Annotated in this window: 25 protein-coding genes; 23 read left to right on the top strand and 2 right to left on the bottom strand. The window is 63.8% G+C overall.

The annotated features are described in order from the left end of the window. Positions 1-13: 13 nt before the first annotated feature. The gene (locus LB545_RS27085; protein WP_224706098.1) at positions 14-2,416 is read right to left on the bottom strand and encodes a tetratricopeptide repeat protein; all 2,403 of its coding nucleotides are present in this window, start codon (positions 2,414-2,416) and stop codon (positions 14-16) included. Between the two features lie 148 nt (positions 2,417-2,564). Between LB545_RS27085 and LB545_RS27080 the strand changes: the two genes are divergently transcribed. The 17 genes from LB545_RS27080 to LB545_RS27000 all read left to right on the top strand — a co-directional run bounded on the left by LB545_RS27080 (position 2,565) and on the right by LB545_RS27000 (position 17,523). Further along, the gene (locus LB545_RS27080) at positions 2,565-2,744 is read left to right on the top strand and encodes a hypothetical protein (RefSeq protein WP_224619446.1); all 180 of its coding nucleotides are present in this window, start codon (positions 2,565-2,567) and stop codon (positions 2,742-2,744) included. Between the two features lie 95 nt (positions 2,745-2,839). Further along, positions 2,840-3,004, top strand: a complete 165-nt coding sequence (locus LB545_RS27075; RefSeq protein ID WP_023757858.1) for a DUF3309 family protein — start codon at positions 2,840-2,842, stop codon at positions 3,002-3,004. Positions 3,005-3,483: 479 nt separating this feature from the next. After that, entirely contained in the window at positions 3,484-4,209 is a 726-nt protein-coding gene (locus tag LB545_RS27070) for a GntR family transcriptional regulator (RefSeq protein WP_140623046.1), read from the top strand. A 3-nt stretch (positions 4,210-4,212) separates the two neighbouring features. Further along, complete coding sequence (locus LB545_RS27065) at positions 4,213-5,265, top strand: ADP-ribosylglycohydrolase family protein (protein ID WP_140499917.1); 1,053 nt, start codon at positions 4,213-4,215, stop codon at positions 5,263-5,265. Further along, positions 5,262-6,245 (top strand): PfkB family carbohydrate kinase, encoded by a 984-nt coding sequence (locus LB545_RS27060; protein WP_224706097.1) that lies wholly within the window; start codon positions 5,262-5,264, stop codon positions 6,243-6,245. The genes LB545_RS27065 and LB545_RS27060 overlap by 4 nt, the downstream gene beginning before the upstream one ends. A 40-nt stretch (positions 6,246-6,285) precedes the next feature. Further along, complete coding sequence (locus tag LB545_RS27055) at positions 6,286-7,347, top strand: ABC transporter substrate-binding protein (RefSeq protein ID WP_140499914.1); 1,062 nt, start codon at positions 6,286-6,288, stop codon at positions 7,345-7,347. Positions 7,348-7,412: 65 nt separating this feature from the next. Continuing rightward, on the top strand, positions 7,413-8,282 hold the full coding sequence (locus LB545_RS27050) for an ABC transporter permease (protein ID WP_140499913.1): 870 nt from the start codon (positions 7,413-7,415) through the stop codon (positions 8,280-8,282). Next, positions 8,282-9,070: an ABC transporter permease gene (locus tag LB545_RS27045; protein ID WP_140499911.1), complete on the top strand. Its 789-nt coding sequence runs from the start codon at positions 8,282-8,284 to the stop codon at positions 9,068-9,070. Before LB545_RS27050 ends, LB545_RS27045 begins: the two co-directional genes overlap by 1 nt. Next, complete coding sequence (locus LB545_RS27040; protein ID WP_140657746.1) at positions 9,070-10,134, top strand: ABC transporter ATP-binding protein; 1,065 nt, start codon at positions 9,070-9,072, stop codon at positions 10,132-10,134. The genes LB545_RS27045 and LB545_RS27040 overlap by 1 nt, the downstream gene beginning before the upstream one ends. A 58-nt stretch (positions 10,135-10,192) precedes the next feature. Further along, entirely contained in the window at positions 10,193-11,443 is a 1,251-nt protein-coding gene (locus LB545_RS27035; RefSeq protein ID WP_140582300.1) for an aconitase X, read from the top strand. Beyond that, complete coding sequence (locus LB545_RS27030; RefSeq protein WP_140521548.1) at positions 11,440-11,886, top strand: aconitase X swivel domain-containing protein; 447 nt, start codon at positions 11,440-11,442, stop codon at positions 11,884-11,886. Before LB545_RS27035 ends, LB545_RS27030 begins: the two co-directional genes overlap by 4 nt. Positions 11,887-12,132: 246 nt before the next feature. Next, complete coding sequence (locus tag LB545_RS27025; RefSeq protein ID WP_140515885.1) at positions 12,133-12,729, top strand: thioredoxin family protein; 597 nt, start codon at positions 12,133-12,135, stop codon at positions 12,727-12,729. Between the two features lie 27 nt (positions 12,730-12,756). Then, positions 12,757-14,382: an FAD-binding protein gene (locus LB545_RS27020; protein ID WP_224706096.1), complete on the top strand. Its 1,626-nt coding sequence runs from the start codon at positions 12,757-12,759 to the stop codon at positions 14,380-14,382. Then, positions 14,379-14,705 (top strand): ferredoxin family protein, encoded by a 327-nt coding sequence (locus tag LB545_RS27015; protein WP_140499901.1) that lies wholly within the window; start codon positions 14,379-14,381, stop codon positions 14,703-14,705. Before LB545_RS27020 ends, LB545_RS27015 begins: the two co-directional genes overlap by 4 nt. A 13-nt stretch (positions 14,706-14,718) precedes the next feature. Continuing rightward, on the top strand, positions 14,719-15,555 hold the full coding sequence (locus LB545_RS27010; protein ID WP_140499899.1) for an ABC transporter ATP-binding protein: 837 nt from the start codon (positions 14,719-14,721) through the stop codon (positions 15,553-15,555). Between the two features lie 12 nt (positions 15,556-15,567). Beyond that, positions 15,568-16,467 carry an ABC transporter permease gene (locus tag LB545_RS27005; protein ID WP_140561053.1) on the top strand — a complete coding sequence of 300 codons (900 nt, stop codon included), beginning with the start codon at positions 15,568-15,570 and terminating at the stop codon, positions 16,465-16,467. 36 nt (positions 16,468-16,503) lie between these two features. Further along, on the top strand, positions 16,504-17,523 hold the full coding sequence (locus LB545_RS27000; protein WP_224706095.1) for an aliphatic sulfonate ABC transporter substrate-binding protein: 1,020 nt from the start codon (positions 16,504-16,506) through the stop codon (positions 17,521-17,523). Between the two features lie 51 nt (positions 17,524-17,574). Here the strand turns inward: LB545_RS27000 and LB545_RS26995 are convergent, their stop codons facing one another. Next, the gene (locus LB545_RS26995) at positions 17,575-18,603 is read right to left on the bottom strand and encodes a LacI family DNA-binding transcriptional regulator (RefSeq protein ID WP_140557930.1); all 1,029 of its coding nucleotides are present in this window, start codon (positions 18,601-18,603) and stop codon (positions 17,575-17,577) included. Positions 18,604-19,062: 459 nt separating this feature from the next. Here LB545_RS26995 and LB545_RS26990 point away from each other — a divergent pair, with 459 nt between their 5' ends. From LB545_RS26990 to LB545_RS26965, 6 genes are all read left to right on the top strand, one after another. Beyond that, positions 19,063-20,148: a Gfo/Idh/MocA family protein gene (locus LB545_RS26990; protein WP_224706094.1), complete on the top strand. Its 1,086-nt coding sequence runs from the start codon at positions 19,063-19,065 to the stop codon at positions 20,146-20,148. A gap of 55 nt (positions 20,149-20,203) precedes the next feature. Continuing rightward, on the top strand, positions 20,204-21,118 hold the full coding sequence (locus LB545_RS26985; protein WP_224706093.1) for a sugar phosphate isomerase/epimerase family protein: 915 nt from the start codon (positions 20,204-20,206) through the stop codon (positions 21,116-21,118). A gap of 63 nt (positions 21,119-21,181) precedes the next feature. Further along, the gene (locus LB545_RS26980; RefSeq protein WP_224706092.1) at positions 21,182-22,120 is read left to right on the top strand and encodes a substrate-binding domain-containing protein; all 939 of its coding nucleotides are present in this window, start codon (positions 21,182-21,184) and stop codon (positions 22,118-22,120) included. Between the two features lie 44 nt (positions 22,121-22,164). Further along, a complete protein-coding gene (locus LB545_RS26975) occupies positions 22,165-23,184 on the top strand; it encodes an ABC transporter permease (protein ID WP_224706106.1) in 1,020 nt (339 codons plus the stop codon). Positions 23,185-23,186: 2 nt separating this feature from the next. After that, positions 23,187-23,963, top strand: coding sequence for an ATP-binding cassette domain-containing protein (locus LB545_RS26970; protein ID WP_140499887.1), 777 nt, complete (start codon positions 23,187-23,189; stop codon positions 23,961-23,963). A 4-nt stretch (positions 23,964-23,967) separates the two neighbouring features. Beyond that, complete coding sequence (locus LB545_RS26965) at positions 23,968-25,149, top strand: aldose 1-epimerase family protein (RefSeq protein WP_224706091.1); 1,182 nt, start codon at positions 23,968-23,970, stop codon at positions 25,147-25,149. The last annotated feature ends 38 nt before the right edge of the window (positions 25,150-25,187 follow it).

Genomic DNA, 25,187 nt, shown 5'->3' with positions numbered 1-25,187 from the left:
CCGAAAAGCCCGTCTAATCTACCCCAAGGCTCAGTGCCTTCTTGCGATCGGCCTGAGCACGCTTGCGGTTGCCCTTGGCTTCCCACGCCCGGCTCCGCGCCTCGTAGGCGGTTGCGAAATCCGGCTTAAGCCTTATCGCCTGGCTGAAATCCGCGATGGCCCCTTCATAGTCCGCTCTGCTGGTTCGGATCACGCCTCGACCGAAATAGCCAAAGGGGTTCTTGTGATCGAGGCTGATGGCCTTTTCGAAATCGTGCAGCGCGGCGACGTCCTCGTGCCCTCCCATCCATAGGAGGCCTCGATCGGCATAGACCCTTGCGTCCGCGGGGTTGAGATTGATGGCCTTTTCGAAGTCGGCAAACGCCCCGTCGTAGTTTTCCTGGAAACTGAGGTTCTGGCCGCGACTGTAGTAGGTCTCGGCTATCTTCGGATTGATCGCGATCGCCTGCGTGTAATCGGCAACAGCATGAGCATAATCGTTCTTCGCCTCCCAAGCCATGGCCCGGGCCAGATAGGCGTCATGAAATGCCGGGACCAGTGCGATCGCCTTGCCATACAGGGCTATGGCGCCGTCATAGTCATTTTTCTCATACAGCCTCCGACCCTTGGCGAAAAGCGCCTTGGCGGCCGAATCAGTATCGCTCGGTGCGGCCGAACCGGCGGCTGAACTGGCGGTGGCCGCCGCCGAGCTGACGGCGCCGAGCGTGGCGGCCGCCATATCGCCCTGTCCCTTCGCAGCCACAGCCGCCTTGCGGGCGACCGCGTAATCGCGATTGTCGGGATCGAGCTTGATCGCCTGGCCGAAGTCGGCGATTGCCTCGTCATAGTCCTTCATGTCAGCACGCGCCATGCCGCGCCCATAATAGCTGGCGTCGTCTTTCGGATCGATCTCGATGGCTATCGAATAGGCGGCAATCGCGCGCCCCGCGTCGCCCTTGGCGTGCCAGGCCATGCCGATGCAGAAGTAGGCGTCGCGCGCCTTTGGATCGAGTGTTGAAGCCCGGCTGCAATCGGCAAGAGCGCTTTCGGCATCGCCTGACGTGATCTTGGCGAGGCCCCGGCGAGAATGAGCCGCAGCAAAATTGGGGGCGAGCTGGATGACCGTGTCGTAATCGGCGATCGCTTGCTCGTAAACGCGTTTGGCGGCCTGGGCCTTGCCGCGGCCGTAATAGGCGAACCGGTTGTTCGGATCGAGCGCAATCGCTTTGTTGTAGGCGCCGATCGCCTGATCGTACTTGCCCATGTCCAGGAAGGCATCGCCGCCAAGGATCGCTTCGAGGGCGCGCGGATCGGTCGCCTCCAGAACCCTTGCGGCCAGCGTGTCTTGGGTGGCAGTGATATCCGGAACGACGGCTCGCTGCTTTTGCTGTTGGGTGTCCGGCAACGGTGCCGGCTTGCTTTGGTCGGCGGCAAGCTGAGCGCCGCAGCTTCCTGCCCGCGTCGGATCAAGCTCGATGGCGCGCAGGCAATCCGCCGCCGCTCCGGCGCTGTCTCCCTTGAGTGTCCTTGCGCGGCTGCGCCCGAGATAGGCGTCCGCATTGTCGGGATCGAGGCTGATCGCCTTGTCGAAATCGAGAAGCGCGCCCTCGAGGCCATACTTCGACAGCCGCATCCCCGCACGCTCGATCAAGGTCTTTGCGGCTGCGCGATTGCTGGTCGTATCCTTGGCGGCGGATAAGTTCTCGCCGGGCGCCTGTTCAGCATCGTCATCGGTGACAGTGGGATCGAACTCACTCTCGGCGGCGCGGGCGATACCGCGTTTGACATTGGCCAATATGTTGTTGGGATCGATACGGACCGCCTCGTCATACTCGGCCAGGGCCTGTTTCGGGTCGCCCATCCTGCCCCAGGCGATGCCCAGGCCCGCATGCGCCTTGCCATTCTGAGGGTCCGCCTCGATTGCCTGTTGGAAATCGATGATGGCCGCGTCGGTCTTGCCCTTGTGCAGGAAGGCGAGGCCACGGTTGCTGTAGGCATCGCTGGAGGACGGCTCCAGGCTGATGGCGATGTTGAAGTCCGCGATCGCACGGTCGTCGTCTCCATTGCTGAACCAGTCGGCGCCGCGGTTGAGATACGCGGAAGCGTCGTTCGGATCGAGCGCGATCGCCTCGCTGTAGTCGGCGATCGATCGGTCGTATTGCTTCTGGTCGCCGAGAGCGACGCCCCTTTGGAAATAGGCTGTGGCGCGGCTGCGCGCTGGCTCTGCGGCGTCCTCCGCAATCGCGGAGCAGGCAACAATGCGCTTGTCCGACTCGATGTCCTCGCCGAAGCAGGTTGCATAATCCTTCTCGGCTGCGAGCGCAGGCGTGTTCCGGGCGAGAGCGGCGCCAAGCCCGGCTGAGGGCCACCGGTCGGGCGCAAGGCTTGTCAGCGCGATCGCGGCGGCGAGGAGCCCCGCATCCTTCCACCTCATCATATCGCTGGTCCCCCCAAAACTTTAATCCGCCTTGGCAGCTAGGTTCCCTACTGTTCCTTATTTGTTCCAGAAATGCAAGCATGAATTGCAAATCCGCTCTCACAGATCTGACGATGCAAGATCGAGATAAGTCGAAGTGGATCCGATCTTGACGCTCAACCGCCTGTTTTTGCTGTCGGCTTTATCCTTCTACAATCTCGCCGTTTACGCCGTAGTCACGTTCCTTCAGCTTTATCGTATCCTGCGCGTCGGCCGGTCGGAAAGCCCCGCCATTGCGGCAGGACTGCTGCACGAATTGCGCCGTCGCCTTCTCGACGTCATGCATTAGGTGGAACGCGAACGCGTTCAAAGCGTTGTCTGTGAGCAACATTCTCAACCCAGAAGTGCCGAACCGGCGCGCAAGTGCCTGCGGGAGTGGAAGCCATGAGTCTTGGAACCATCCTTATCATCATCCTTATCCTCGCCCTGCTCGGCGGCTTCAGTGGCCTCGGCGGCGGTCCGTTCTACGGAACCGGTTATTATGGTGGCGGCGGGCTGGGGCTTGTGTTGCTGATCGTCATTATTCTGGTCGTGCTCGGACGCATCTAAAGCGCGTCGTGCACGTCGTTCTCACAAGGCGAGAGCCGCTTTTGGGCGACATGCATTGTTTGGGCGACATGCATTGGTCGCTGATCGCGATCCCGTGACCAATGTCGATGCCGGTGCGCACCGGATCGTGATGCGGGCAAACAGGCTTGTGATCGGGCCTCTGGCGAAACTCCCGTAAGGTGATTTCGGTCCACACCCCCCGTGGAAAGCAAGAGGAGAGGTCCCACCCCTTGTCCTCCTCCAAGGCCCGCCCCGGTTCCCGGAGCGGGCTTTCGTTCTTCTGCCGGTAGGGTCACCGCAGCAGGATCGCGACACGGTGCGACGCGTCCAGCACTGGGGAAATTCCTTCTTCGTTGCCGCCTGCGGCCGGCGGATCGTCGAAAGCAGTGCATCGGGGCACATGACCCGTCCCATTGACAAGTCCGCTATACGAGGAGAGATTAAACAGGACTAGACAGGTTCACTATACAGGTACGAATATGAAGCGGAGCGCGATCAAACTGTCTCCCGGCACGGGCAAGCCCGAGCAGATCGCCACCGTTCTGGAATACGAGATCCGCTCCGGCGTGCTGGGTTTCGGCGACCGTCTGCAAAGCGAAAACGAACTCGTGCAGCGTTTCTCCGTCAGCCGCAACACGGTGCGCAAAGGCTTGGAGGAACTTTCCAGCCGCGGATTGATCACCACAAAGGTCGGTATCGGCTCCTTCGTCACCTTTGACGGCAAGCCGGTCGATGATGCGATCGGCTGGTCGCGCGCGCTGGCCAATGCCGGCGCCAACGCCGAAACGCGGACGCTGCGGCTGGAGGTGATCGAAGACCACGACCTTGCCGTGCTGTTAGACGTCGAAAGTCCGCTCTTCATCGCCGTCGACCGGGTCCGCACCAATGCCAGCGACGGCCATGCCATCTCCATCGAACGCAGCCGCCTGCCGCTGTCGCCAGAGCTGGAGGACGTGCCTCTGCGGGGCTTGCGCGAAGGCTCGCTGCACCAGACGCTACGCGAAGCGGGGCTTGTACCCGACCATGGCGAGGAGTGGGTCGACATCGAGATGTTGAACGCCCATGACGCCGCTATCCTCGGGTGCCCGCAAGGCACACCCTTCCTGCGCGGCCGTCGCCTGACGCGTGCGGCCGATGAGCGGCCGGTCGAATATGTCACCAGCCTGCTCAATCCCGCCCATTTCGCGCTGCATATGAGGTTCTGAGCGATGCCGGAGAACGAGCTTGAGATGGACCGCGCCATGGGTGCGCTCGTCGGCGGGGCGCTGGGCGACGCGCTCGGCATGCCGACGCAGCTTCTGTCGCCTCAGCGCATCGCCGAGCTCTACGGCCATGTCGAGGATTTCGTCTCGCCCTTTGCCGATCATCCGGTGTCGAAAGGGCTGCCGGCCGGGACTATCACCGACGATACCGAGCAGGCGCTGCTGCTCGGCCGCATCCTGGTTGCCTCAGGCGACCGCTTCGACCATGCGCGCTGGGTCAACGCGCTGCTCGACTGGGAGCGCGAGGTCAAGGCGCGCGGCAGCTACGACCTTTTGGGACCGTCGACCAAGCGCGCCATCGACGCCATCAACAAGGGCGTGCCAGCCGAGGAGGCTGGGCGCGGCGGCGACACCAATGGCGCGGCCATGCGCATCGCGCCGCTCGGCATCATGATGCAGCCGGAGCCGCTGGATGCGCTCGTCGACAAGGTGGCCGAAACCTGCCGGGCGACACACAACACCTCGATCGCCATTGCCTCCGCCGCGGCGGTCGCGGCCGCCGTCAGCCGCGGCATCGCCGGCGGCGACTGGCGCGCCGCGTCCGACAGCGCCGTCGCGGCGGCGAGGCGGGGGGCGACACACGGCCACTGGGTGACCGGCGGCGACATCGCCGCGCGCGTCGCCTGGGCGCAGGATCTGATCCGCGGCAAGGCGCCACGAGACGCGGTCCGGCTGATCACCGATCTGGTCGGCACCGGCGTTGCCAGCCAGGAGTCCGTTCCGGCCGCTTTTGCTGTGCTGGAGGTCGCCGGCGGCGATGCTTGGCAAGCGGCGGTCATCAGCGCCAATCTCGGCGGCGACACCGACACGATCGGCGCCATCGCCGCAGGCATGGCCGGCGCCTGCACCGGCCTTTCACGATTGCCGCAGGACCGCATCGCCCGCCTCAAAGGCTTTGACATGGCGGGCGTTCGTGCGCTCGCCGCCGATCTCGTCGCGGCGCGGACCTCGCACAGTCGCCTGGAGCAGGCCGGCCCCGGCAAGGACGCGGCGGCATGAGCGCGCGTCTCGTCCATATCGGCAGCGCGGTGGTCGACTATGTCTACCGTATCGATGCCTTGCCGGCGCCGGGCACGGAGAAGACGGCTTCGAGCTACGCCCAGGTCGCCGGCGGCGGTTTCAACATGATGGTCGCGGCAATCCGCACCGGGATGAAGGTGGTATTCGCAGGCCAGCTCGGCAGCGGACCCAATGGCGACTTCCTGCGCGCCGCCTTCGCCGTCGAAGATATCAACATTCTGACGCAGCCTTCGCCTCTGATGGATAGCGGCAACTGCGTCGCCATGATCTCCAGCGATGCCGAACGCACCTTCGTGTCGTGGCCGGGGGCGGAGAGCGTGCTCAGCCTCGACATGATGGCTCCGGTGCTGGTCTCGACCGAGGATTGGGTGTTCACGTCAGGCTATACGCTGAGCTATCCCGGCAGCCGCGACGCGCTCACCGACTGGATCGAGACGCTGCCGGCGGACATTCCACTTGTCTTCGACCCGACGCCGGTCGTTTCGGACATTTCGCGCGCCACCCTGTCGCGGGTGCTCGCCCGCACGACCTGGCTGAGCTGCAATACGACGGAAGCCGCCGACATTGCCGGCCCGGGCGATGCCGACGCCCTTGCGGCGCGATTGCTTGCCGATCATTGTCCCAAGGCCGACGGCGTCGTCATCCGCTGCGGCGCCAAGGGCTGCCATATCCGACTGGCGGACGGTTCCGCCGGGACCATTCCCGGTTTCAAGGTGGCGGCGGTCGATACCAACGGCGCCGGCGACACTCATATTGGCGCCTTCGTAAGTGCGCTCGCGCGCGGCATGCTGCCTTTCGAGGCGGCGCGCTACGCCAATGCGGCGGCGGCCATTTCGGTCACCCGCCATGGCGGTTCATCCGCGCCCGCCGACGCGGAAATCCAGACTTTCCTGAGTCGTGCCGACGGTCCCTCGACCGGCGCGCGAGGCCAGAACCGGAAGGCCCATCAGACAGCCTGATTAAGCCCGGGAAGCGGGCAAACAAAAGAGAGGAACGAACATGCGCATGCCTGACTTTACTGCCCTGCTGACGGCGACGGCCGTCTTCACCTCCGCACTTACTTTTGCCGCCAAGGCCGATGAAGTGCACGTGCTCAACTGGAAGGGCTACGGCGCCGACGAGCCATGGGCGATCGCCGCCTTCGAGAAGGCGACCGGCCATAAGGTGGTCAACGACTTCTTCAATTCCGAACAGGAAATGCTGACCAAGATCCGCACCAATCCCGGCCTCTATGACGTCGTCATGATCAACGCCGCCTTCAACGACCAGGCGATGGCTGAAAAGCTGATCCAGCCGATCGACACCTCCAAGCTGCCCAACTATGCCGATATCAGCAAGGACAAGGCGAACTCGCCGATGCTCGACCATGACGGCAAGGTCTATGGCGTGCCGTGGGTGTGGGGCCTGACCGCCCTTGCCATCAACGAAAAGTCCTTCGACAAGCCGCCGACGTCGATCGCCGAAATGTGGAATCCCGCCCACAAGGGCCGCGTCGTCATCCGCGACGACGCCGTCGAGGCGGTGCAGTTCGGCGCCATCGCGACGGGCCAGAACATCAACGACATCAAGGATATGGACGCGGTCAAGACGAAGCTCACCTCGCTGATGCCGCAGATCAAGACCTTCTGGAGCTCGGAGAACGACTGGAACCAGATGGTGGCTTCCAACCAGATCGACATCGGCACCTATTGGAGCGGTTCGGCCGACCGCGCCAAGACGCATTTCAAGCTGCCGGTCTCGCTCGTGATCCCGCAGGAAGGCGCCGTCGCCTGGCTGGACGCCTTCTCCATCCCGGTCGGCTCCAAGAATGTCGCGGGCGCCGAAGCCTTCATCAATTACATGATCGATCCGAAATTCTATGTCGAATGGGTCACCAAGGTCGGTGCACCGGTGTCGGCCAACACCAAGGCGGTGGAAGCGTTGCCCGAGGATTCGTTCAACCGCAAGGTGATGGGTGATCCCACAGTCGCCAAGCGCATCCAGTTCCAGGCTCCGATCACCGATGCGCAGCGCGAAGCTTATCTTACGCTCTGGCAGCAGCTCAAGGTCGACGTGAAGTAAAACCCGCGCCAGGGCCAGCCGGCGTTCGCGCCGGTTGGTCCTTCCAATCCGGGGAGGAGGATAGCATGGCAGCAGAGGGTGCGGTCGCAGTGCGCGGCGGGCTGAGGTCGGCACTGCCGCTGCTGGCGCCCGCCTATCTCTGGCTGACGGTGGCGATCTTCCTGCCGTTGTCGGCCATGGTGTTCTTCTCGTTCATGACCGACCTGCCGCTGACGGGAAAGCCGTGGGCGTTCACGCTTGGCAACTACGCCGCCTTCTTCTCGCAGAACCTTTACCTGACGCTGCTGCTGGCCTCGCTGCGCCTCGGCCTCGAGGTGACCTTGTGGTGCATCGTCATCGGCTATCCCGCGGCTTATGTACTGGCCAAGGTGCTGAAGGGGCGCAGCCGCGAGGCGATCTTCCTGCTCGTCATCCTGCCGTTCTGGTCGAACGGGCTGGTGCGCATCTTCTCCTGGGCGATGGTTTTGCGCGAAGGCGGCATTCTCGACACCGCGCTCAACGCTGTGCTGCCGTTCAAGATCAACATCGACCTCATGTATTCCTATCCGGCGATCATCATCGGACTGGTGCACTCCTATGTGCCCTACATGGTGCTGACCTGCTATCTCACTTTGCAGGCGATCGACGATTCATTGCTCGAGGCCGGACGCTCGCTCGGCGCCTCGCGGCTGCAGGTGCTGAAGCGGGTCATTGTCCCGCTATCGATGCCGGGCCTGGTGGCGGGCGCGGCCCTCATATTCGTGCCCGTCGTCGGCTCCTTCATGGAGCCGCGGATCCTCGGCGGCCGCAGCGGCACCTTTTACGGCACGGTGATCGAGGACCAGTTCGTCGCCGTGTTCAACTGGCCGCTGGGGGCCGCACTCTCCTTCATTCTGCTGGCCGTCGTGCTGATCATTCTGGCGCTGGCCGCACCGGTGCTGCGGAGGGTGGCGTGATGGCGACGACGCGTATCCTGGAGTGGCTCGGCCGCCTCTATATCGCGGTGCTGCTCGCCTTCCTGTATTTGCCCATCATTATCATGGCGCTGATGTCGTTCAACGTCTCGCCATTCTACCAGCTGCCATTCGAGTGGACGACGGAATGGTACGCCTCGCTGTGGCAGAACGACCAGCTCATCGCCGCCACCTGGAACAGCATCGAGATCGCCGTCATCACCACGGTCATCTCGACCGTGCTCGGCTCGGCGGCGTCCCTGGCGCTCTACCGCAATGAATTCCGCGGCAAGAAATTCCTGCAGGCGCTGTTGTTCCCACCGATCGCCATTCCCTGGCTGATCACCGGCACGGCGATGCTGATCTTCTTCTTCGGCATCGGCATTGGACGCGGCCTGTTCGCCATCCTGCTCGGCCATGTCGCGCTGGCGCTGCCCTATGTCATCGTCGTCGTCTCGGCCCGGCTGCAAACCTTCGCGCCGGAGCTGGAAGAGGCGGCACGCTCGCTCGGGGCCAATCAGTGGCAGGTGACGAACCGGGTTACGCTGCCGTGGATCATGCCGGGTGTGATCGCGGGCGGCTTGTTTGCGTTCGCCGTGTCGTTCGACCAGTTCGTGGTGTCCTACTTCCTGGCGACGCCGGGGCAGACGACGCTGCCGGTCGAGATCTACGCCGCGATCCGCAAGGGTTTCACGCCCGAGATCAACGCGGTCTCCACCATCATCATCGTGGTGTCGATGGCGCTGATGCTGCTCACAGCGCGCTTCTTCAAATTCGGCGGAGAGAAATAATGGCGGGCGTCCAGGTATCAAACGTCTCGCGCAGCTTCGGCGCGCACAAGGCGTTGGACGACGTCTCGATCGATTTCGTCGATGGCGGCTTCTACGCGCTGCTTGGGCCATCAGGCAGCGGCAAGACCACGCTGCTCAGGCAAATCGCCGGCTTCGATTTTCCCGACAGCGGCCGCATCGCCATCGGCGGCGAGAGCGTCGAGCGGGTACCGGTCGAGAAGCGGCGCATCGGCATGGTGTTCCAGAACTACGCGCTGTTCCCCAATATGAGCGTCGCCGACAATGTCGCCTTCGGCCTGTCGGTGCGCGGCGAGGCCAAGGCGGTGATTGCCACCGAGGTGCAACGCGCGCTCGACCTCGTTCAGCTCGGCTCGCTCGGCGGTCGCAAGCCGCATCAGCTCTCCGGCGGCCAGCGCCAGCGGGTCGCGCTGGCGCGCGCCATCGTCACCAAGCCACGCGTGCTTTTGCTCGACGAGCCGCTCGGCGCGCTCGACAAGGCGCTGCGCGTCGACATGCAAATCGAGCTCAAGCGCATCCAGCGCGAGATCGGCATCACAACCATTTTCGTCACCCACGACCAGGAAGAGGCGCTGACGATGAGCGACCGCATCGGTATCTTGCGCGATGGCCGGCTGGTGCAGGAAGGGCCGCCGGAGGAGATCTACGACAGGCCGAAAAGCGAATTCGCCGCCATCTTCCTCGGGGATGCCAACATCTTTCGCGGCGATACCACCGGCAACGGCATCCGCTTGGCGGACGGCACGACGATCGCCGCCGGGGCCGGCGCCAGGCTTGCCGCCGGCGCAAAGGCAAGCTGCGCCGTGCGTCCGGAGCGTATTCGGATTGCCTTGGATGCCGGAACTTCGGACGGCGATGCCAACATACTGAAGGGCCAGGTTTGCAAACGCATCTTCGCCGGCAACAACAGCACCTACTTTGTCGAGCGTGCCGGCCAGACGCTGAAGGTCATCGTCCAGAACACCGGCGCTGACAGGCTGGCGGAAGGTCAGCATGTCGTACTACGCTGGTCCCCGCAGAGCACGGTGTTGATCCCTGCGGGGTAGTTCACTGAACTGCTGGCGTTCCTTCGCGCCATAAGATCGAGTAGGGGCCAGAGCGGCAATGACGTTGGAATTGACTGCCGAGGACCAATCCATGCTCGACGGCGAGCAAGGGCCGTCGGCGGCCGCGGCCATGAAGATCCTCGTCGCCTTTTCCAAAGCCGTCGGAGCGGACAGCCTCCTCGACATTGCCGGCGCCCATATCGATGGCTGCCTCTACCATGGCACGGCAGGGCTCGATTTCGTCGAACGGCTGGTCGAGGGCGGCGGCCGCGTGCAGGTGCCGACGACGCTCAATGTCGGCTCATTCGATCTCATCCATCCCGGCATGGTGAAGATGCCGGCGGCGGAGGAAGCGCCGGCGCGGCGGCTGATGAAGGCGCATATCGAGCTCGGCTGCCAGGCGACCTTCACCTGTGCGCCCTACCAGACGCGGTTCCGGCCAGGTTTCGGGCAGCAGATCGCCTGGGGCGAATCCAACGCCATCGTGTTTGCAAATTCGGTGATCGGCGCGCGCACCAACCGCTATGGCGATTTCATCGACCTGTGCTGCGCCATGACGGGCCGCGCGCCGGCCTGGGGCCTGCATCTGAGCGAGAACCGGCGCGGCCGCATCCTGTTCGAGCTGGACTTTGCTGAGCCAGAGCCGAGCGACGCCCTGTTCGTCGGCGTCGGACTGATCATCGGGCAACCCAGCGGCGATCGCGTTCCGGTTGTCACAGGTCTGCCACGGCCGCGCGACGAGGACCAGCTGAAGGCGCTGGGCGCGGCAGCAGCGACTACCGGCGCCGTGGCGCTGTTCCATGCGGTCGGCATCACGCCCGAAGCGGGAACGCTCGACGAGGCGTTCCATGGTCAAGCGCCGGAAGAGACGATCCGCATCACGCGCGCCGATATCGATCATGCACTGGCCAAGCTGTCGCGCGTACCCGACGGGGCGCCGCTGGCGGCCGTGTCGCTGGGCACTCCGCATTTCTCGCATGCGGAATGGATGCGCCTGCTACCCTTGCTGCGTGCCATCGCGCCGGGCAGGGGCATCCCGATCTATGTCAACACCGGTCGCGCGACGCTGACGCGATTGCAGGAGGAGGGCGCGCTTGATGGCACACAGGCGTTCGGCCTGATCCCCGTCGCCGACACCTGCACCTATGTCACTGCGATTCTGGAACGGCTCGACGGCGTGGTGATGACCAATTCCGGCAAATGGGCGCATTACGCTCCGGGCAATATCGGCGTGACGGTTGCGTTCGCGGATATGGCGGATTGCATCCGCTCCGCCGCGGTGGGGCATGTCGTGCGGGGCGCGTCATGACCGCGCCGGTGGAACCGGGCGTCGTCCAGCGATCCGGCACCTTCCAACTGGCCGGGAGTGCCGAGGGTCGGGCGTTGGTATTCTCGCAACCGCTGAGCTTCTGGGGCGGCGTTGATGCCACGACAGGCGACATAACGGATCACTCGCATCCTGGCCTCGGCCAGAACGTCGCCGGGAAAATCCTGATCATGCCGAGCGGGCGCGGCTCCTCGTCCTCATCCTCGGTGCTGGCCGAGGCAATCCGCAGGGGCACGGCGCCGGCCGGCATCCTCCTGGAACGGCCTGACCCGATCCTGGCAGTGGGCGCCATCGTCGCGGAATTTCTCTACGGGATCAGCATGCCGCTGGTGGTCTGCGAGATTGACGGCATTGTTTCCGGCGAGCGGATCGCGATCGATGTCGGCGGGGACAGGGCAATTGTCCGCAAGGAAACCGTTTCCTGACCAAGCTCGACGCGGACGACGAAGGCAGTTGGCGCTTCGCTCCCCGCCAAATCTCATTTCTTTCAAAACGGCCTTCCGTTCGAACAAACTTTTCGCCCGGCCCGAAACATTGGCAGGATATTCCAAGCGGCGCGGTTGACCGGAGGCGGGTTGTCTAGCCTATAATTCTACTAAATTCATAGACTAACTTCGTCCGGCGCTGCACGGCATGGTCCGTCTGAGCGGCAGCAAGAAGGGAGCGCATCAATGCCGAAGACAGAATCCAACTCGATCGAGCTTGGCACCAAAGCGGCCGATTTCCTGCTGCCCGACGCCCAAGGCGTGCTGCACCGGCTCGGCGATTTCGATGCAAAGCCCGCCTTGCTCGTCGCCTTCATCTCCAACCGCTGCCCTTTCGTCGTGCTGATCCGCGAGCAGCTTGCCGCTTTCGCCAGGGAATATGCGGGCAAGGGGCTGCAAGTGGTGGCCATCAATGCCAACGACCATGAGGCGCATCCCGAAGAGACGCTGGCCCGCATCGGCGAGGAAGTGGAGAAATTCGGCTATTCCTTCCCCTATCTCAAGGATGCCTCGCAGCAGACGGCGAAAGCCTATGGGGCGGCCTGTACACCCGACTTCTTCCTGTTCGGCGCCGACCGGCGGCTTGCCTATCATGGCCAGTTCGACGATGCGCGGCCGGGCAATGGCAAGGCGGTGACGGGTAACGACCTGCGCGCGGCGGTCGACGCGGTGCTGGAGGGCGGCAGGCCCGCCGCCGGCCAGGTGCCGTCGATCGGCTGCAACATCAAATGGAGCGCCGGCAATGAGCCGGCGTGGTTCTCGGGCGCTGCGCGCGCTGCTTAGCGCCTCGCACTCCTTCGCAGAGCATCCATGTCCATGCCTCAAAAATCCGCGTCCGACAGGCTGCAACTCCAGACCGACGTGCTCGTGCTGGGCGGAGGCCCGTCCGCAGCCTGGGCGGCGGTCGCCGCTGCCGAAAGCGGCGCGCAGGTGGTGCTGGCCGACAAGGGCTATCTCGGCACCAGCGGCGCCACCGCGCCGTCCAATACGGGTACCTGGTGCGTACCGCCGGGCGACAACAGGCATGCGGTGGTCGAGCGACGCTGGCAGCGCACTGGCGAGCTTGCGGACCAGCGCTGGATGCTGCGCTGCGTCGACACGGCCTATCGCAACCTGCTCAGGCTTTCCGAGTGGGGCTATCCGTTCCCAAGCGAGGATGACGGCCGGCTCTACATCGCGAATCTGCGCGGGCCCGACTACATGCGCTTCATGCGCCGCCGTGTGCTTCTGGCTGGCGTTACCGTGCTCGACCATCATCCGGCGCTGGAACTCCTGTCGGATGGCGATGCCGTCGTAGGCGCGGCCGGTATCGGCCGGCAGGCCGGCCAGGACTGGCGCGTCGACGCCAACGCAGTGGTGCTGGCGACCGGCGGCTGCGCTTTCCGTGAGCGCATCCTCGGCGGGACTGGACTGACCGGCGACGGCTATCTGATGGCGGCGGAGGCCGGTGCCAGCCTGTCGGGCATGGAGTTTACCGGCAAATACACGTTGGGGCCCTTTGGGTCTTCGCTGAACAAGGGGCTGCCGTTCCGCTGGGCCTCATTCCATCGCGAGGATGGATCGCCGATCCTGGGCCCTGCCGGTGAGCCGCTGCGCAACGGCATCGGCGACCGCGAGGACGAGGTGGCGCGCGCATTGATCGGGGGACCGGTCTATGCGCGGCTCGATCAGGCGGAGCCGGCGCTGCAAGGCTGGTTGCGCCAAGGGCAGCCGAACTGCTTCGTGCCTTATGACCGCGCCGGTGTCGATCCATTCACCGAGCTGTTCCGCATCACCCTGCGCGCCGAAGGCACGGTACGCGGTACCGGCGGCATCGACATCGTCTCCGACGACTGCGCCACCGGCGTGCCCGGCCTCTATGTCGCAGGCGACGCCGCCAGCCGCGAGATCATGACCGGAGCGGTATCGGGCGGCGGCGCCGTCAATTCCTCCTGGGCGCTGGCCAGCGGCTGGTGGGCGGGCAAGGGCGCCTCGACCCATTCGAAGCGTCGCGGCGGCAGGGCGTTCCGCGACACCGTCGAACCACTCGGTCAGGCCGGCCTGCGCCCGGCGGCCTCGCCGCGTGCCGACATCGCTGCAGGCGAGGTCATCGAGGCGGTGCGCAACGAGGTGACGCCGCTCGACAAAAATTTCTTCCGCAACGGCGAGAGCTTGGAGAAAAGCCGGGGGCGGCTGGAGAGTGTCTGGCGCGACGTGCGCGACCATCTGCGGGGCGAAGGGGTGGACCGGGTCCGCGCGCGCGAGGCGGCGTCGATCGCCGCCGCGGGGCGTTGGTCGGTGGCGGCCGCGCTGCATCGGACAGAAAGCCGCGGCATGCATCGGCGCACCGATCTGCAGAGCAAGAACCCGGCCCTCGCGCATCGGCTGGTCATCACCGGCGTCGACGACTTCCGCATTGCCGGGGCGCCGGAGCGCCTGGCGGAGCTGGCGTCATGATCGAGATCGTCTCGGCCGCGCGCTGCGTCGAATGCGACATCTGCGTCAAGGTGTGCCCGACCAATGTGTTCGACGCTACCAAGGACGGCGCGCCTGTGATCGCCCGTCAGGACGACTGCCAGACCTGCTTTCTCTGTGAAATCTACTGCCCGACCGACGCGCTTTACGTGGCCGAGTTCGCCGAGGGGCCGACCGGCATCACGGAAGCGCAGGTCGAGGCACGTCAACTGTTCGGCGGCTACGCCCGCGCGCTCGGCTGGAAGCGCGGCAAGGCCGGCGGCTCTGAATTCGACCCGACGCACCGCATCCGCGTGGCGCAATAGGAAGCGACAGGACATGGACCGCATCGTCGTCAGCGATATCAAGAAGACCTTTCTGCTCAAGCCGGGGCAGTTCGTCACCGTCGACGGCGAGGAGACCGACCGCGTCACCGTGCTCGACGGCGTCGATCTTTCGATCCGCAAAGGCGAGTTCATCACTTTGGTCGGCCCGAGCGGCTCGGGCAAATCTGTGCTGCTCGACATCATCGGCGGGCTGACGCAGGCGAGCGGCGGCGATGTCCAGCTCGACGGCCGGCGCATCACCAGGCCGGATCCTAAGACCGGCTATGTCTTCCAACAATATGCGCTGTTTCCCTGGCGCACGGCGCTGGCCAACATCGAATACGCGCTGGAGGTGCGTGGCGTCGCCAAGGCCGAGCGCACGGTGACGGCGCGCCATTTGTTGTCGTTGTTCGGTCTTGCCGGTTTCGAGGACCGTTTCCCCAACCAGCTCTCCGGGGGCATGCAGCAGCGCGTGGCGATCGCCCGCGCCTTGGCGAGCAACCCGGAAGTGCTTTTGATGGATGAACCCTTCGCCGCACTCGACCAGCAGACGCGCGAGCTCCTGCAGGGCGAGTTGCTGCGGATCTGGGGCAAGATCAAGACAACAGTGATCTTCGTTACCCATTCGATCGACGAGGCAATCTTCCTCGCTGACCGCGTGGTGGTGATGACGGCGCGGCCGGGCGCGGTGAAGGAGATCATAGACATCGACCTGCCACGGCCGCGCGACGGGGACATCCGCGCCAGCGCCGGATTCAACGGATATCGCGGCCGCGTCTGGGACGCGCTGCGCGATGAGGTCAACAAGGCGCAAAAGGACTGGACGCTGTCGCCAGCCTTCAGTCATTGAGGAGGTAGAGCCATGGCTTATCTTACCGAAAAGTTCGGCCCTGCCGGCGCTCTTCATCTGTTTGCCGGCGCCGGCGAGACGGCGGCCGCCGCAAGAGTCCCGGCCATCACCGCCCACAGTGCCAAGGTCCGGCGCAAAGGGACGAGCCACGGGACTTTCCTTTACGGCTTGCCGCTGCTCGGCCTGTTCTTTCTCGTGTGGGAAATCGCGCCACGGCTCGGCTGGCTGAACCGCATCTTCTTTCCGCCGCTGAGCGAGGTGCTGGTCGCTTGGTGGAACCTGCTCGCCTCGGGCGTTCTGGTCGAACATATCGGCATCAGCCTGCAGCGCGCTGCGATCGGCTTCGCTTTCGGCGTGGTGGTGGCCATTCCGCTCGGCCTGCTGATGGGGCGCTACTCGCTGTTCGAGAAGGTCTCTGACCTGCTTGTGCAGACGCTGCGCAACACCTCGCAATTCGCGCTGCTTCCGGTGTTCATCCTTTTGCTCGGCATCGGCGAGGAATCGAAGGTGGCAATCACCTTCTACTCCTCGGTCTTCTTTCTGCTGGTCAACACGATCAGCGGCGTCAAGTCGGTCGATCCGCTGCTGATCAAGGCGGCGCGCTCGATGGGTACGTCCGACTTCGACCTGTTCCGGAAGGTTATCCTGCCGGCCAGCATCCCCTCTGTTGTCGCCGGCGCAAGGCTGGCGGTGAAGTCGTCGCTGTTCGCGGTGATCGGCGCCGAGATGCTGGCGGCCAAATCCGGCCTCGGTTTCCTTATTCAGAACTCGCAGTTGATGATGGAAACGGCGGACATGTATGCCGGCATCCTGACGCTGACCGTCATCGGGCTCACCGTCAACTATTTGCTCGTCTGGTTCGAGCGCTGGGCGACCGCCTGGAAAGGCCAGTCCGAGTCCTCGCTCATCTGAGCCGTTCACTCATTCCAATCAGCAAGGATTTTCCTCATGTCCAACATTGCATTCGACGGATTTCGCCGGCTGTTCCTGAAGGGCGCCATTGCCGTCGTCATCGGCCTTGGCGGCATGCCCGCCTTCGCGCAGGACAAGCCCGAATTCATCCGCATCGGCAGCACCGCGCCGGGGCACCTCAAATTCGTCCTCGCACAGAAGGACGGCTGGTGGGAAAAGGAGTTCGCCAAGGACGGCATCAAGGTCGAACTTGTCACCTTCAATGGCGGCTCCGAGGCGACGACGGCGCTTGCGACAGGCGCCATCGAATTCACCTATACCGGCAACAATCCCGCGTTGCGCGTCGCCGCCTCCGGCGCCGATGTCAAGCTGATTGGCCTGTCGAGCTATGTGCGGTCGGGCGGCTCGTATATCGTGGTCAAATCCGACTCTCCACTGAAGACGCTGCAGGACCTCAAAGGCAAGAAGGTCGCCTATCTCACCGGTACGGTGCGGCACTCGAATCTCAGCAAAGCGCTGAACAGCGTCGGCCTGACGACCGGTGATGTCGAGGGATTGAACCTGCCTTTCGAGGCATCCGGCCCGGCACTGCTGCGCGGCGACATCGACGCCCTCGTCGAAACGGATTCGACCGCGGCCAAGCTGGTCGACACCGGCGAGGCACGGGTGCTCTTCGACACCAGCACCCATCCGGAATGGAACGTGCCGAACGTTATTTCGGTCAACGGTGCCTTCGCGGCGAAATATCCCGACCTGGTCAAGCGGCTGCTGAAGGTCGACATCGAGATTTCGCGCTGGGCCGATGCCCATCCCGACGAGACGATCAAGACATTCGTCGAGGCGACCAAGTCGTCGGAGAAATCGGTACGCAAGACCTATGCGGACGGCGTTTTCCACCAGGATCCGAGGCTGACCGACGATGCGATCGAGGCGCTCAAGGGCGAAGAGAAATTCATGGCCGGTGCCGGGCTTTTGAAGGGCTCGATCGACTACGGCAAATGGATCGACAAGAGCTTTGTCGACGCGGCCGGCGCGGAAGTCGCGGCCGTCCAGTAGCGGGCGTGCTGAACGGGCAGGGGTTCCGGCGCCGCTCCATTTCAGAGAGTGTCAGATCTCCGGGATGTTCTCCTTGAAGATCACCTGGAGCCTCGGCTGGTGCAATTCGTAAGGCAGTCTCCGGACCGCATGGGTCAAGGTGTTGAGCGCTTCGCGCGCTTCGACGCGCGGGTTCTGGTCGATGACCGCGTCGAGCGTGCCGTCGAGCAGAAGCTCCTTGGTGCCTTCGGTTACCTCATGGCCGAGGAAAACCATCGATATCGCACGGCCGCGCTCCTTGAGCGCGCGGGCAATGCCGGTGTTGCCCGCGCCGACATTGTAGATCGCGGCCAGGTCGGGGTGCCGCTCCAGAAGGGCTGATGCCTCCGAATAGGCCTTTTCGCGGTCGTCAAGCATCTCGCGCATTTCGACGATCTCCAGATTGGGCGATTCCTCGGCCAATATGTGCCGGAATCCCATCTCGCGTTCCTCATGGCCGCGATAGGAGAGCGAGCCGGCGAACAGCGCCACCTTGCCAGGACGTTCCGAGCCCATGAAACGGTTGAGCAGGTAGCCGGCCAGCCGCCCGGCGGCGCGGTTGTCGATGCCGATATACGCGACCCTTGGCACATGCAGGATGTCGGAGGCGATTGTCACCACCTTGACGTCGTTGGCCGACAGCGAGCGGATGGCCTCGCGCACCGTTGGATGGTCGAGCGCGATGACCCCAACGCCCTGCGTCTGGCCGCGCAGATCCTGCAAAAGGCGTGCGAGCCGGTCGGGATTGAAACCCTCAATGGTGGCGATATGGACATCGAGATCCGGCCGCGCCAAGGCTTGGGCTTCGATGTGGCGATGCAGCATCTTGATGAAGGAATTGGTGCCGGCCGGCAGCGCGAAGTCGAGCCGGATGACATCGCCGGACAAGGGCTTGAGAGGTGCCCCGTTCGCGCCTTCGGCGATGTAGCCAAGACGCTGCGCCATTTCGAGCACGATTTCGCGCGTGCGCGCCCGCACCCCCGGACGGTTGTTGAGAACACGGTCGACGGTGGCGGCGGAAACGCCGGCTTCCCGGGCTATGTCAGTCAGGGTGGAACGCACCGTCTTTCATCTCCTCAATGCATCAGGATCACGCAATGCCGACCGCCGGCCGGGTGGCGACTGCTCTTCGCCATCCGCGATTCTGATGGGAAATGATGTATCCGGCCTTGGCCGATGCGCAAGCCGCCGGGCTAAATCAGATCGCCCGGCAGGATCGCATCGCCGTGGGAAGATAGATTTCCCATCAAATCGAGGCATCAGGAGCGGTGTATGGATTCCGGTATGACGCATTCCTTCGCCTTTCTGCTAGATTGTGAGGTGTTTTGATTATTCATGATGTTGACAGCCTTCCGTGACTGCCGTCAATATCCCTCATGGGCTCGTGGAGGAAACATTGGCCCCGAGGGAGGGAATTCCAATGCCTGATCCGATCCGCATGCCGCGGCTCCGGTTGCCAGCATCTGGAGGCGCGTTGGCGAGATGACGACGGCCGCGAAGACAGAATTCTGGGAGGAAGACATGGCAGGCAAAGGCTTCGAGCCGGACGTGAAGGTTCGCACCAGCGAATTCAAGATCGGCTGCGTCGGCGCCGGCATGATCATGGCTGAATGCCATCTCGCGGCCTATAAGGAAGCAGGCTTTCCTGTCGTGGCGATCGCTTCGCGTACAAGGGCGAATGCGCAGAAGGTCGCCACGCGCTGGGGCATTCCGACCGTCCACGACACGCCGGAACGACTGATCGAGGATCCGCAAGTCGAGATCATCGACCTGGCTTTCCCACCGGACCAGCAGCCGGCGCTGATCCGCCACGCGCTGAAGCAGAAGCACATCAAGGCGATCCTGGCGCAGAAGCCGCTGGCGCTGTCGGTCGAGGAAGCGGTGAAGCTGCGCGACGAGGCGGCGAAGGCGGGCAAGATCCTCTCGGTCAACCAGAACATGCGCTACGACCAGTCGATGCGCGTGCTGAAGCAGATCATCGACAGCGGCGCGCTCGGCGACGTCGTCTTCGCGCAGATCGACATGCATGCGATCCCGCACTGGCAAGGCTTCCTCGAGGAGTACGACCGGCTGACGCTTGCCAACATGAGCGTGCATCATCTCGACGTGCTGCGTTTCCTGTTCGGCGATCCCGATGAGATCACCACGCTGACGCGCAAGGATCCGCGCACGACTTTCGAACACACCGACGGCATCACCGTCTCGACGCTGCGCTTCCCGTCCGGCGTGCTCGCCGTGTCGCTGGAGGATGTCTGGTCCGGTCCGCGGCAAGAAGGCTACAAGGACGACCAGCACATCAACTGGCGCGTCGACGGCACCAAGGGCGTCGCCAAGGGCACGATCGGCTGGCCGACGGGCGCTGCCTCGACGCTGACCTATGCTTCGGCCGAGACGACCGGCGGCGAATGGGTCAGCCCAAGCTGGGAGACGATGTGGTTCCCGCATGCCTTCATCGGCGTGATGGAGCAGCTCCAGCACGCGGTGAAGACCGGCACGCCGCCGGCACTTTCCGTCGCCGACAACGTCAAGACCATGGCGTTGGTCGAGGCGGGCTACCGCTCCATGGAGTCTGGCCGCACGGTCAAGCTTTCCGAAATCGCCATCTGATCACCGCAACAAAATCGCAAACAACTCGAATCGCTTACAGGGAGGAGTTAACATCATGATGCAGGCAGGTATTTTCACGGGCTATTTCCCGTACGGCCTCGAAGAGACGGCGAAGAAGATCCGCGCGCTCGACTTCAACACAGTGCAGCTCGATCTGCATTTCAGGGATGTCGACCTGTCGGCCGGACAGATCACCAAGGACAAGGCCAAGAAGGTGCGCGACGTCTTTCGCGACCACAACCTGCCGATCTGCTGCGTGTCGGGCTACACCAACATCGTCCACCCCGACAAAGCCGAGCGCGAGAGGCGGGTCGGCCATCTCAAGGAAATCATCCGTAACGCCCGTCATTTCGGCTCGCCCTACGTGATCTCGGAAACCGGCACCTACAACACCGAATCCGACTGGGTGCATCATCCCAGGAACAAGACCGAGGAAGGTTTCGAGGAATGCCGCAAGGTGATCGCGGACCTCGCCCAGACCGCCTATGACCACGGCGCGGTCTTCTTGCTCGAAACCTATGTCAACAACGTCGTCGGCTCCGTCGAGGAGACGGTGAGGATGTTCGCGCAGGTCGATCATCCCGGCCTCGGCCTGCTGATGGACCCGACCAACTATTTCGAGACCCACAACATCGACAAGATGGACCAGATCCTCAACCAGGTGTTCGACACGCTGACTGACAAGATCAAGATCGCGCACGCCAAGGACGTCAAGCGCTCGGGCAGCGACAAGTCGGAAAAGCATGCCGATATCGGCGACGACAATGCCATGGAGAGCCATACTTTCCGCGGCGTCGGAGAGATCGAGCTGCCGGCACCGGGGCTGGGCTCGCTGAACTACGATCTCTATCTCCAGCGGCTGGCGCAAAAGCATCCGAACATCCCCGTCATCATCGAGCATCTGGCCGAGGACGATGTGCCGCGCGCCAAGAAGTTCCTCGACGGGAAGTTCCGCGCCAACGGGCTCTGAGGCCGCGGCGCCGACTTTCGGAGCGGCGCGCCGGCATGACAATAATTGAGTGGAGAAAACCAGATGTTGAAATTCGGATTGAAACTGGCAGCCGCCGTGTTTGCCGCCATTGCCTTCGGTTCGGCCGCGCAAGCCCAGGACGGCCAGAAGACATTCTACCTGCTTTCGCATGGCGGCCCGTCGGATGCATTCTGGATCGACTGGAACGCAGGTGCGACCAAGGCCTGCGACCAGCTCAAGGTGACCTGCAAAATCTCCTTCAGCGGCGGCGACATGGCGGCGCAGAAGGAGGCGTTCAACTCGGCTCTTGCCGCCAAGCCCGACGGCATCGCCACCACGTCGGCGCAGCCGGGCCTGTGGACCGAGGAGGTCAAGGCGGCCAAGGCCGCGGGTATCCCGATCGTGTTCTTCAACACCGACGATCCGGCGACGGGACGCCAGGCCTATGTCGGGGCCGACCTCAAGGAGGCCGGCGTGATCTGGGCCAAATATCTCGTCGACCATAAGATGGTGAAGCAGGGCGACAAGGTGTTCCTGCCCGTCGAGGTTCCCGGCGCCAGTTATCAGCAGCTGGAAACCGAGGGCATCGCCAGCGTTTTCGACCCGCTCGGCATCAAGTATGACGTGGTCGATTGCGGCACCGATCCGGCCGGCATCATCGCCAAGATGACCGACTACATGGTGGCCAACAATCCGCCGGCGATCATCGCGTTGGGCGATTCCGTGGCGGCCAGCATCAAGCGGGTGTTCGACGGCGCAGGCATTGCGGCCGGCAAGATCCCAGTCGTCGGCTGGGGCAACTCCAGGGAGACGGCGCAAGCCGTCCAGGACGGTTTCGTCAACGCTGCGGCCTGGCAGTACCCATCGGCGCAGGGCTTCATGCCGGTAGCACTGCTCGGGCTTGCCGCCTCGGGCGAGCCGATCGGCTACGACATCCACACTTTCGGTCTCTACGACGCGTCGAGCGTCGAGCCGATCCTCAAACTCTACGACAAGAAGTGAAAATGGACGCCCGCCGCGCCGGCGGCGGGCGCCTTGCAAGCAGCATGGTTCAGAACGTTATGGCAGTCACCGCGGAAGAAGGCGCAACAAGCGCCAGGAGCAGGTCGAGGCTGATGCGCTCGCCGCAATTTTCCTCGTTCATCATCCTCGTCGTCCTTCTCGTGGTATTCGCGATCGCGGACGGCAATTTCCTGTCGCCGCTCAACATCTCCAACATGATGGCGTTCCTGCCCGAGCTCGGCATCATCGCGCTCGGCATGACGCTGCTTTTGACGGCCGGCGAGTTCGACCTGTCGGTCGGTGCCGTATTCGGCCTGGCGCCGGTGGTCGTGATGCTTCTGGTGCAGAACGGCGGGGTGGATATCGGCGTCGCCCTTCTGGCTGGACTTTTGCTGTGCATCGCGATCGGGGCGATCAACGGGGTGATCGTCACCAAGATCGGCATCTCGTCGTTCCTGGTGACCCTGTCCATGCTGCTGATCGTGCGCGGCGCGGCCCTCTACATCACCCAGGGTTTCCCGCTGAAGTCGTGGGACCAGCCTGGCTTCTTCGTGACGCTGCTTGCCGGCAGCTTCAATATCGGCTCGTTCCGCTTCTACACCTCGCTGTGGTGGTTCGTCGGCCTGTCGCTGCTCGCAATCTACGTCCTGCGCTATGCCAAGCTCGGCAACTGGATCAGCGCCATCGGTTCCAACCGCAACGCGGCGGTGGCGCGCGGCGTGCCGGCGGACGCCGTCAAGATCTGGCTGTTCATCGCCACCTCGGTGCTGGCCGGGCTTGCCGGCATGATCAGCGCCTTTCGTATTTCGGCCGCATCGCCGGTGGCCGGCACAGGCTATGAGCTCGAAGTGATCGCCATGGTGGTGGTTGGCGGCACGGCGCTGACCGGCGGACGCGGCACCATCCTGGGCACCATCGTCGGCGCGCTGATGCTGCGCGCCATCCGCAACGGCATCGTGCTCGTCGGCGTGCCCGGCCTCGCCTACAACATCTTCGTCGGCATGATCATCCTCGCCATGCTCATCCTGCATGCTTTGCTGCAGAAAAACGCGGCAAGGAGCTGACGATGATGCAAGAAGTGCTTCGGCTGCAGAACCTGCAAAAATCCTTCGGCAGCGTGCGCGCGCTGAAGAATGCCTCGCTAACGCTGAGAGAAGGCGAGATAGTGGCCCTGCTCGGCGACAATGGCGCCGGCAAATCGACGCTGATCAAGGCGATCTCCGGCGTCTTCCCGGTCGATCGCGGTGACATCTATGTGCGTGGGCAGAAGGTTTCGATCCGCTCGACGCGCGACGCGATGGATCTCGGCATCGAGACCATCCACCAGGATACGTCGCTGGCGCCGGATCTCAGTATCGCGCGCAACCTCTTCCTCGGCCGCGAACCGGTCAATTTCAAATGGTTGGGCGTGTTTGCGCCGCTCGATCTCGCCAAGCTGCGCGATGCTGCCTCCTCCCTGCTGAAGCGCGTCGGCATCTCGAAGAAACTCGACGCCGACGCGCTGGTCTCAACGCTGTCGGGCGGCGAGCGCCAGTCGATCGCCATTTCGCGGGCCATGCAGTTCGCCGCCAAGGTGATTATCCTCGACGAGCCGACCAACAATCTCGGCGTCGAGGAAACCCATGGCGTGCTGCGCTTCGTCAAGGAGATGCGTCAGGCCGGCCATTCGGTGCTGCTCATCACCCACAACATCCATCACGTGTTCGAGGTTGCCGACCGCATCATCGTCATGCGCCGCGGCGAGATCGTTGCCGAGCAGACGGTCGCCGATACCGATCTGCTGACCGTGGAAAGCATCATCACCGGCGCCGACCTGTCGGCTCTGATGAAGAGGGCGCAGTGACGGCATGGTAGAGCTTTACGGCAAGACGCTCTCGCGCCGGCAGGTCTCGGAACGCTCCGGCATGCTGTCGCAATTCGCCGGGGTGCGTCTGATGACGCTCGGCGACGGGGTTGAGCGCGGCATCCGCATGCTGGAATTCCGCACCGGCTCCGGCCTGCGTTTCACGGTGCTGGTCGACCGGGCACTGGACATCGCCGATTGCGAGTTCAACGGCCAGGCGATCGGCTGGCATTCGCCGAGCGGCTTCCGCCATCCGGGCCTGCACGACCATGAGGGGGAAGGGGGGCTGGCCTGGGCACGTTCCTTTTCCGGTCTGCTTGTGACCTGCGGGCTCGACCACATACTGGGCCGTGAGGAAGTTCCGGCCGACAGCTACAACTATCCGGGCAAGAAGACCGTGGTTCATTCGCTGCACGGCCGCGTCGGGACGATCCCCGCGCGGCTGACAGGCTATGGCGAGAGCTGGGATGGCGACCGCTGCGTGCTGTGGGCGGAAGGCATCGTGCAGCAGTCGGCGGTGTTCGGCGAGGACCTGCACCTCATCCGCCGCATCGAGGCCGATGTCGGCGGCAACGAGATCCGGCTCTCCGACCGTGTCGTCAACCATGGGTTCAATCGCACGCCGCATATGTATTTCTACCATGTCAATGTCAGTCATCCACTTCTGGACAGGGGCTCGCGTTATCTGGCACCGATCCGGGACGTGGTGTGGGCGGCGCATGCCGGGGAACGTTACGAGGCGCAGAAGGTCGGCTACCGCACAGTGCCGGAACCGCAAATGGGGTTCAGCGAGCAGGTCTGGCAGCACGAAATGGACGCCGACGCAAAGGGCGAGGTGCCGGTGGCCGTCGTCAACGACCGGCTCGGTCTCGGCTTCGAAGTGGTGACGCGCAAGGACCAGTTGCCCTGCGCCTATCAATGGCAGAATTTCCAGGCCGGGCAGTATGCGATGGGCATCGAACCATCGACCCATCATGTGCTGGGCGATCTCGCCGCGCGCGAACGCGGCGAGATGCTCTGGCTGGAGCATGACGAAGCCCGCGCCTATGACGCCGTGTTCCGGGTGCTGGACGGCAAGGAGGCGATCGCCGGTGCCGAAGCCAGGATTGCGGCGATCGCCCGCCAGCCCGAACAGGATTATCCTCGCCCCTCCGGCAATTTCCCAAGACTGGCGAGCTCGGCATGAGCGCGACAAGTATTCAAGGCAAGCTCTTCGCCCGGCGG

This window comes from Mesorhizobium sp. BR1-1-6, from assembly GCF_020165355.1.
Lineage (GTDB): Bacteria > Pseudomonadota > Alphaproteobacteria > Rhizobiales > Rhizobiaceae > Mesorhizobium.
Note: the sequence above shows the minus strand (reverse complement) of the source record. Positions and strands in the feature narration are given on the sequence as shown.

Bases quoted from the DNA above. Each gene is read 5' to 3' on its own strand.
- LB545_RS27085 (WP_224706098.1), bottom strand. From the start codon at position 2,416: ATGATGAGGTGGAAGGATGCGGGGCTCCTCGCCGCCGCGATCGCGCTG.
- LB545_RS27075 (WP_023757858.1), top strand. From the start codon at position 2,840: ATGAGTCTTGGAACCATCCTTATCATCATCCTTATCCTCGCCCTGCTC.
- LB545_RS27070 (WP_140623046.1), top strand. From the start codon at position 3,484: ATGAAGCGGAGCGCGATCAAACTGTCTCCCGGCACGGGCAAGCCCGAG.
- LB545_RS27065 (WP_140499917.1), top strand. From the start codon at position 4,213: ATGCCGGAGAACGAGCTTGAGATGGACCGCGCCATGGGTGCGCTCGTC.
- LB545_RS27060 (WP_224706097.1), top strand. From the start codon at position 5,262: ATGAGCGCGCGTCTCGTCCATATCGGCAGCGCGGTGGTCGACTATGTC.
- LB545_RS27055 (WP_140499914.1), top strand. From the start codon at position 6,286: ATGCGCATGCCTGACTTTACTGCCCTGCTGACGGCGACGGCCGTCTTC.
- LB545_RS27050 (WP_140499913.1), top strand. From the start codon at position 7,413: ATGGCAGCAGAGGGTGCGGTCGCAGTGCGCGGCGGGCTGAGGTCGGCA.
- LB545_RS27045 (WP_140499911.1), top strand. From the start codon at position 8,282: ATGGCGACGACGCGTATCCTGGAGTGGCTCGGCCGCCTCTATATCGCG.
- LB545_RS27040 (WP_140657746.1), top strand. From the start codon at position 9,070: ATGGCGGGCGTCCAGGTATCAAACGTCTCGCGCAGCTTCGGCGCGCAC.
- LB545_RS27035 (WP_140582300.1), top strand. From the start codon at position 10,193: ATGACGTTGGAATTGACTGCCGAGGACCAATCCATGCTCGACGGCGAG.
- LB545_RS27030 (WP_140521548.1), top strand. From the start codon at position 11,440: ATGACCGCGCCGGTGGAACCGGGCGTCGTCCAGCGATCCGGCACCTTC.
- LB545_RS27025 (WP_140515885.1), top strand. From the start codon at position 12,133: ATGCCGAAGACAGAATCCAACTCGATCGAGCTTGGCACCAAAGCGGCC.
- LB545_RS27020 (WP_224706096.1), top strand. From the start codon at position 12,757: ATGTCCATGCCTCAAAAATCCGCGTCCGACAGGCTGCAACTCCAGACC.
- LB545_RS27015 (WP_140499901.1), top strand. From the start codon at position 14,379: ATGATCGAGATCGTCTCGGCCGCGCGCTGCGTCGAATGCGACATCTGC.
- LB545_RS27010 (WP_140499899.1), top strand. From the start codon at position 14,719: ATGGACCGCATCGTCGTCAGCGATATCAAGAAGACCTTTCTGCTCAAG.
- LB545_RS27005 (WP_140561053.1), top strand. From the start codon at position 15,568: ATGGCTTATCTTACCGAAAAGTTCGGCCCTGCCGGCGCTCTTCATCTG.
- LB545_RS27000 (WP_224706095.1), top strand. From the start codon at position 16,504: ATGTCCAACATTGCATTCGACGGATTTCGCCGGCTGTTCCTGAAGGGC.
- LB545_RS26990 (WP_224706094.1), top strand. From the start codon at position 19,063: ATGGCAGGCAAAGGCTTCGAGCCGGACGTGAAGGTTCGCACCAGCGAA.
- LB545_RS26985 (WP_224706093.1), top strand. From the start codon at position 20,204: ATGATGCAGGCAGGTATTTTCACGGGCTATTTCCCGTACGGCCTCGAA.
- LB545_RS26980 (WP_224706092.1), top strand. From the start codon at position 21,182: ATGTTGAAATTCGGATTGAAACTGGCAGCCGCCGTGTTTGCCGCCATT.
- LB545_RS26975 (WP_224706106.1), top strand. From the start codon at position 22,165: ATGGTTCAGAACGTTATGGCAGTCACCGCGGAAGAAGGCGCAACAAGC.
- LB545_RS26970 (WP_140499887.1), top strand. From the start codon at position 23,187: ATGATGCAAGAAGTGCTTCGGCTGCAGAACCTGCAAAAATCCTTCGGC.
- LB545_RS26965 (WP_224706091.1), top strand. From the start codon at position 23,968: ATGGTAGAGCTTTACGGCAAGACGCTCTCGCGCCGGCAGGTCTCGGAA.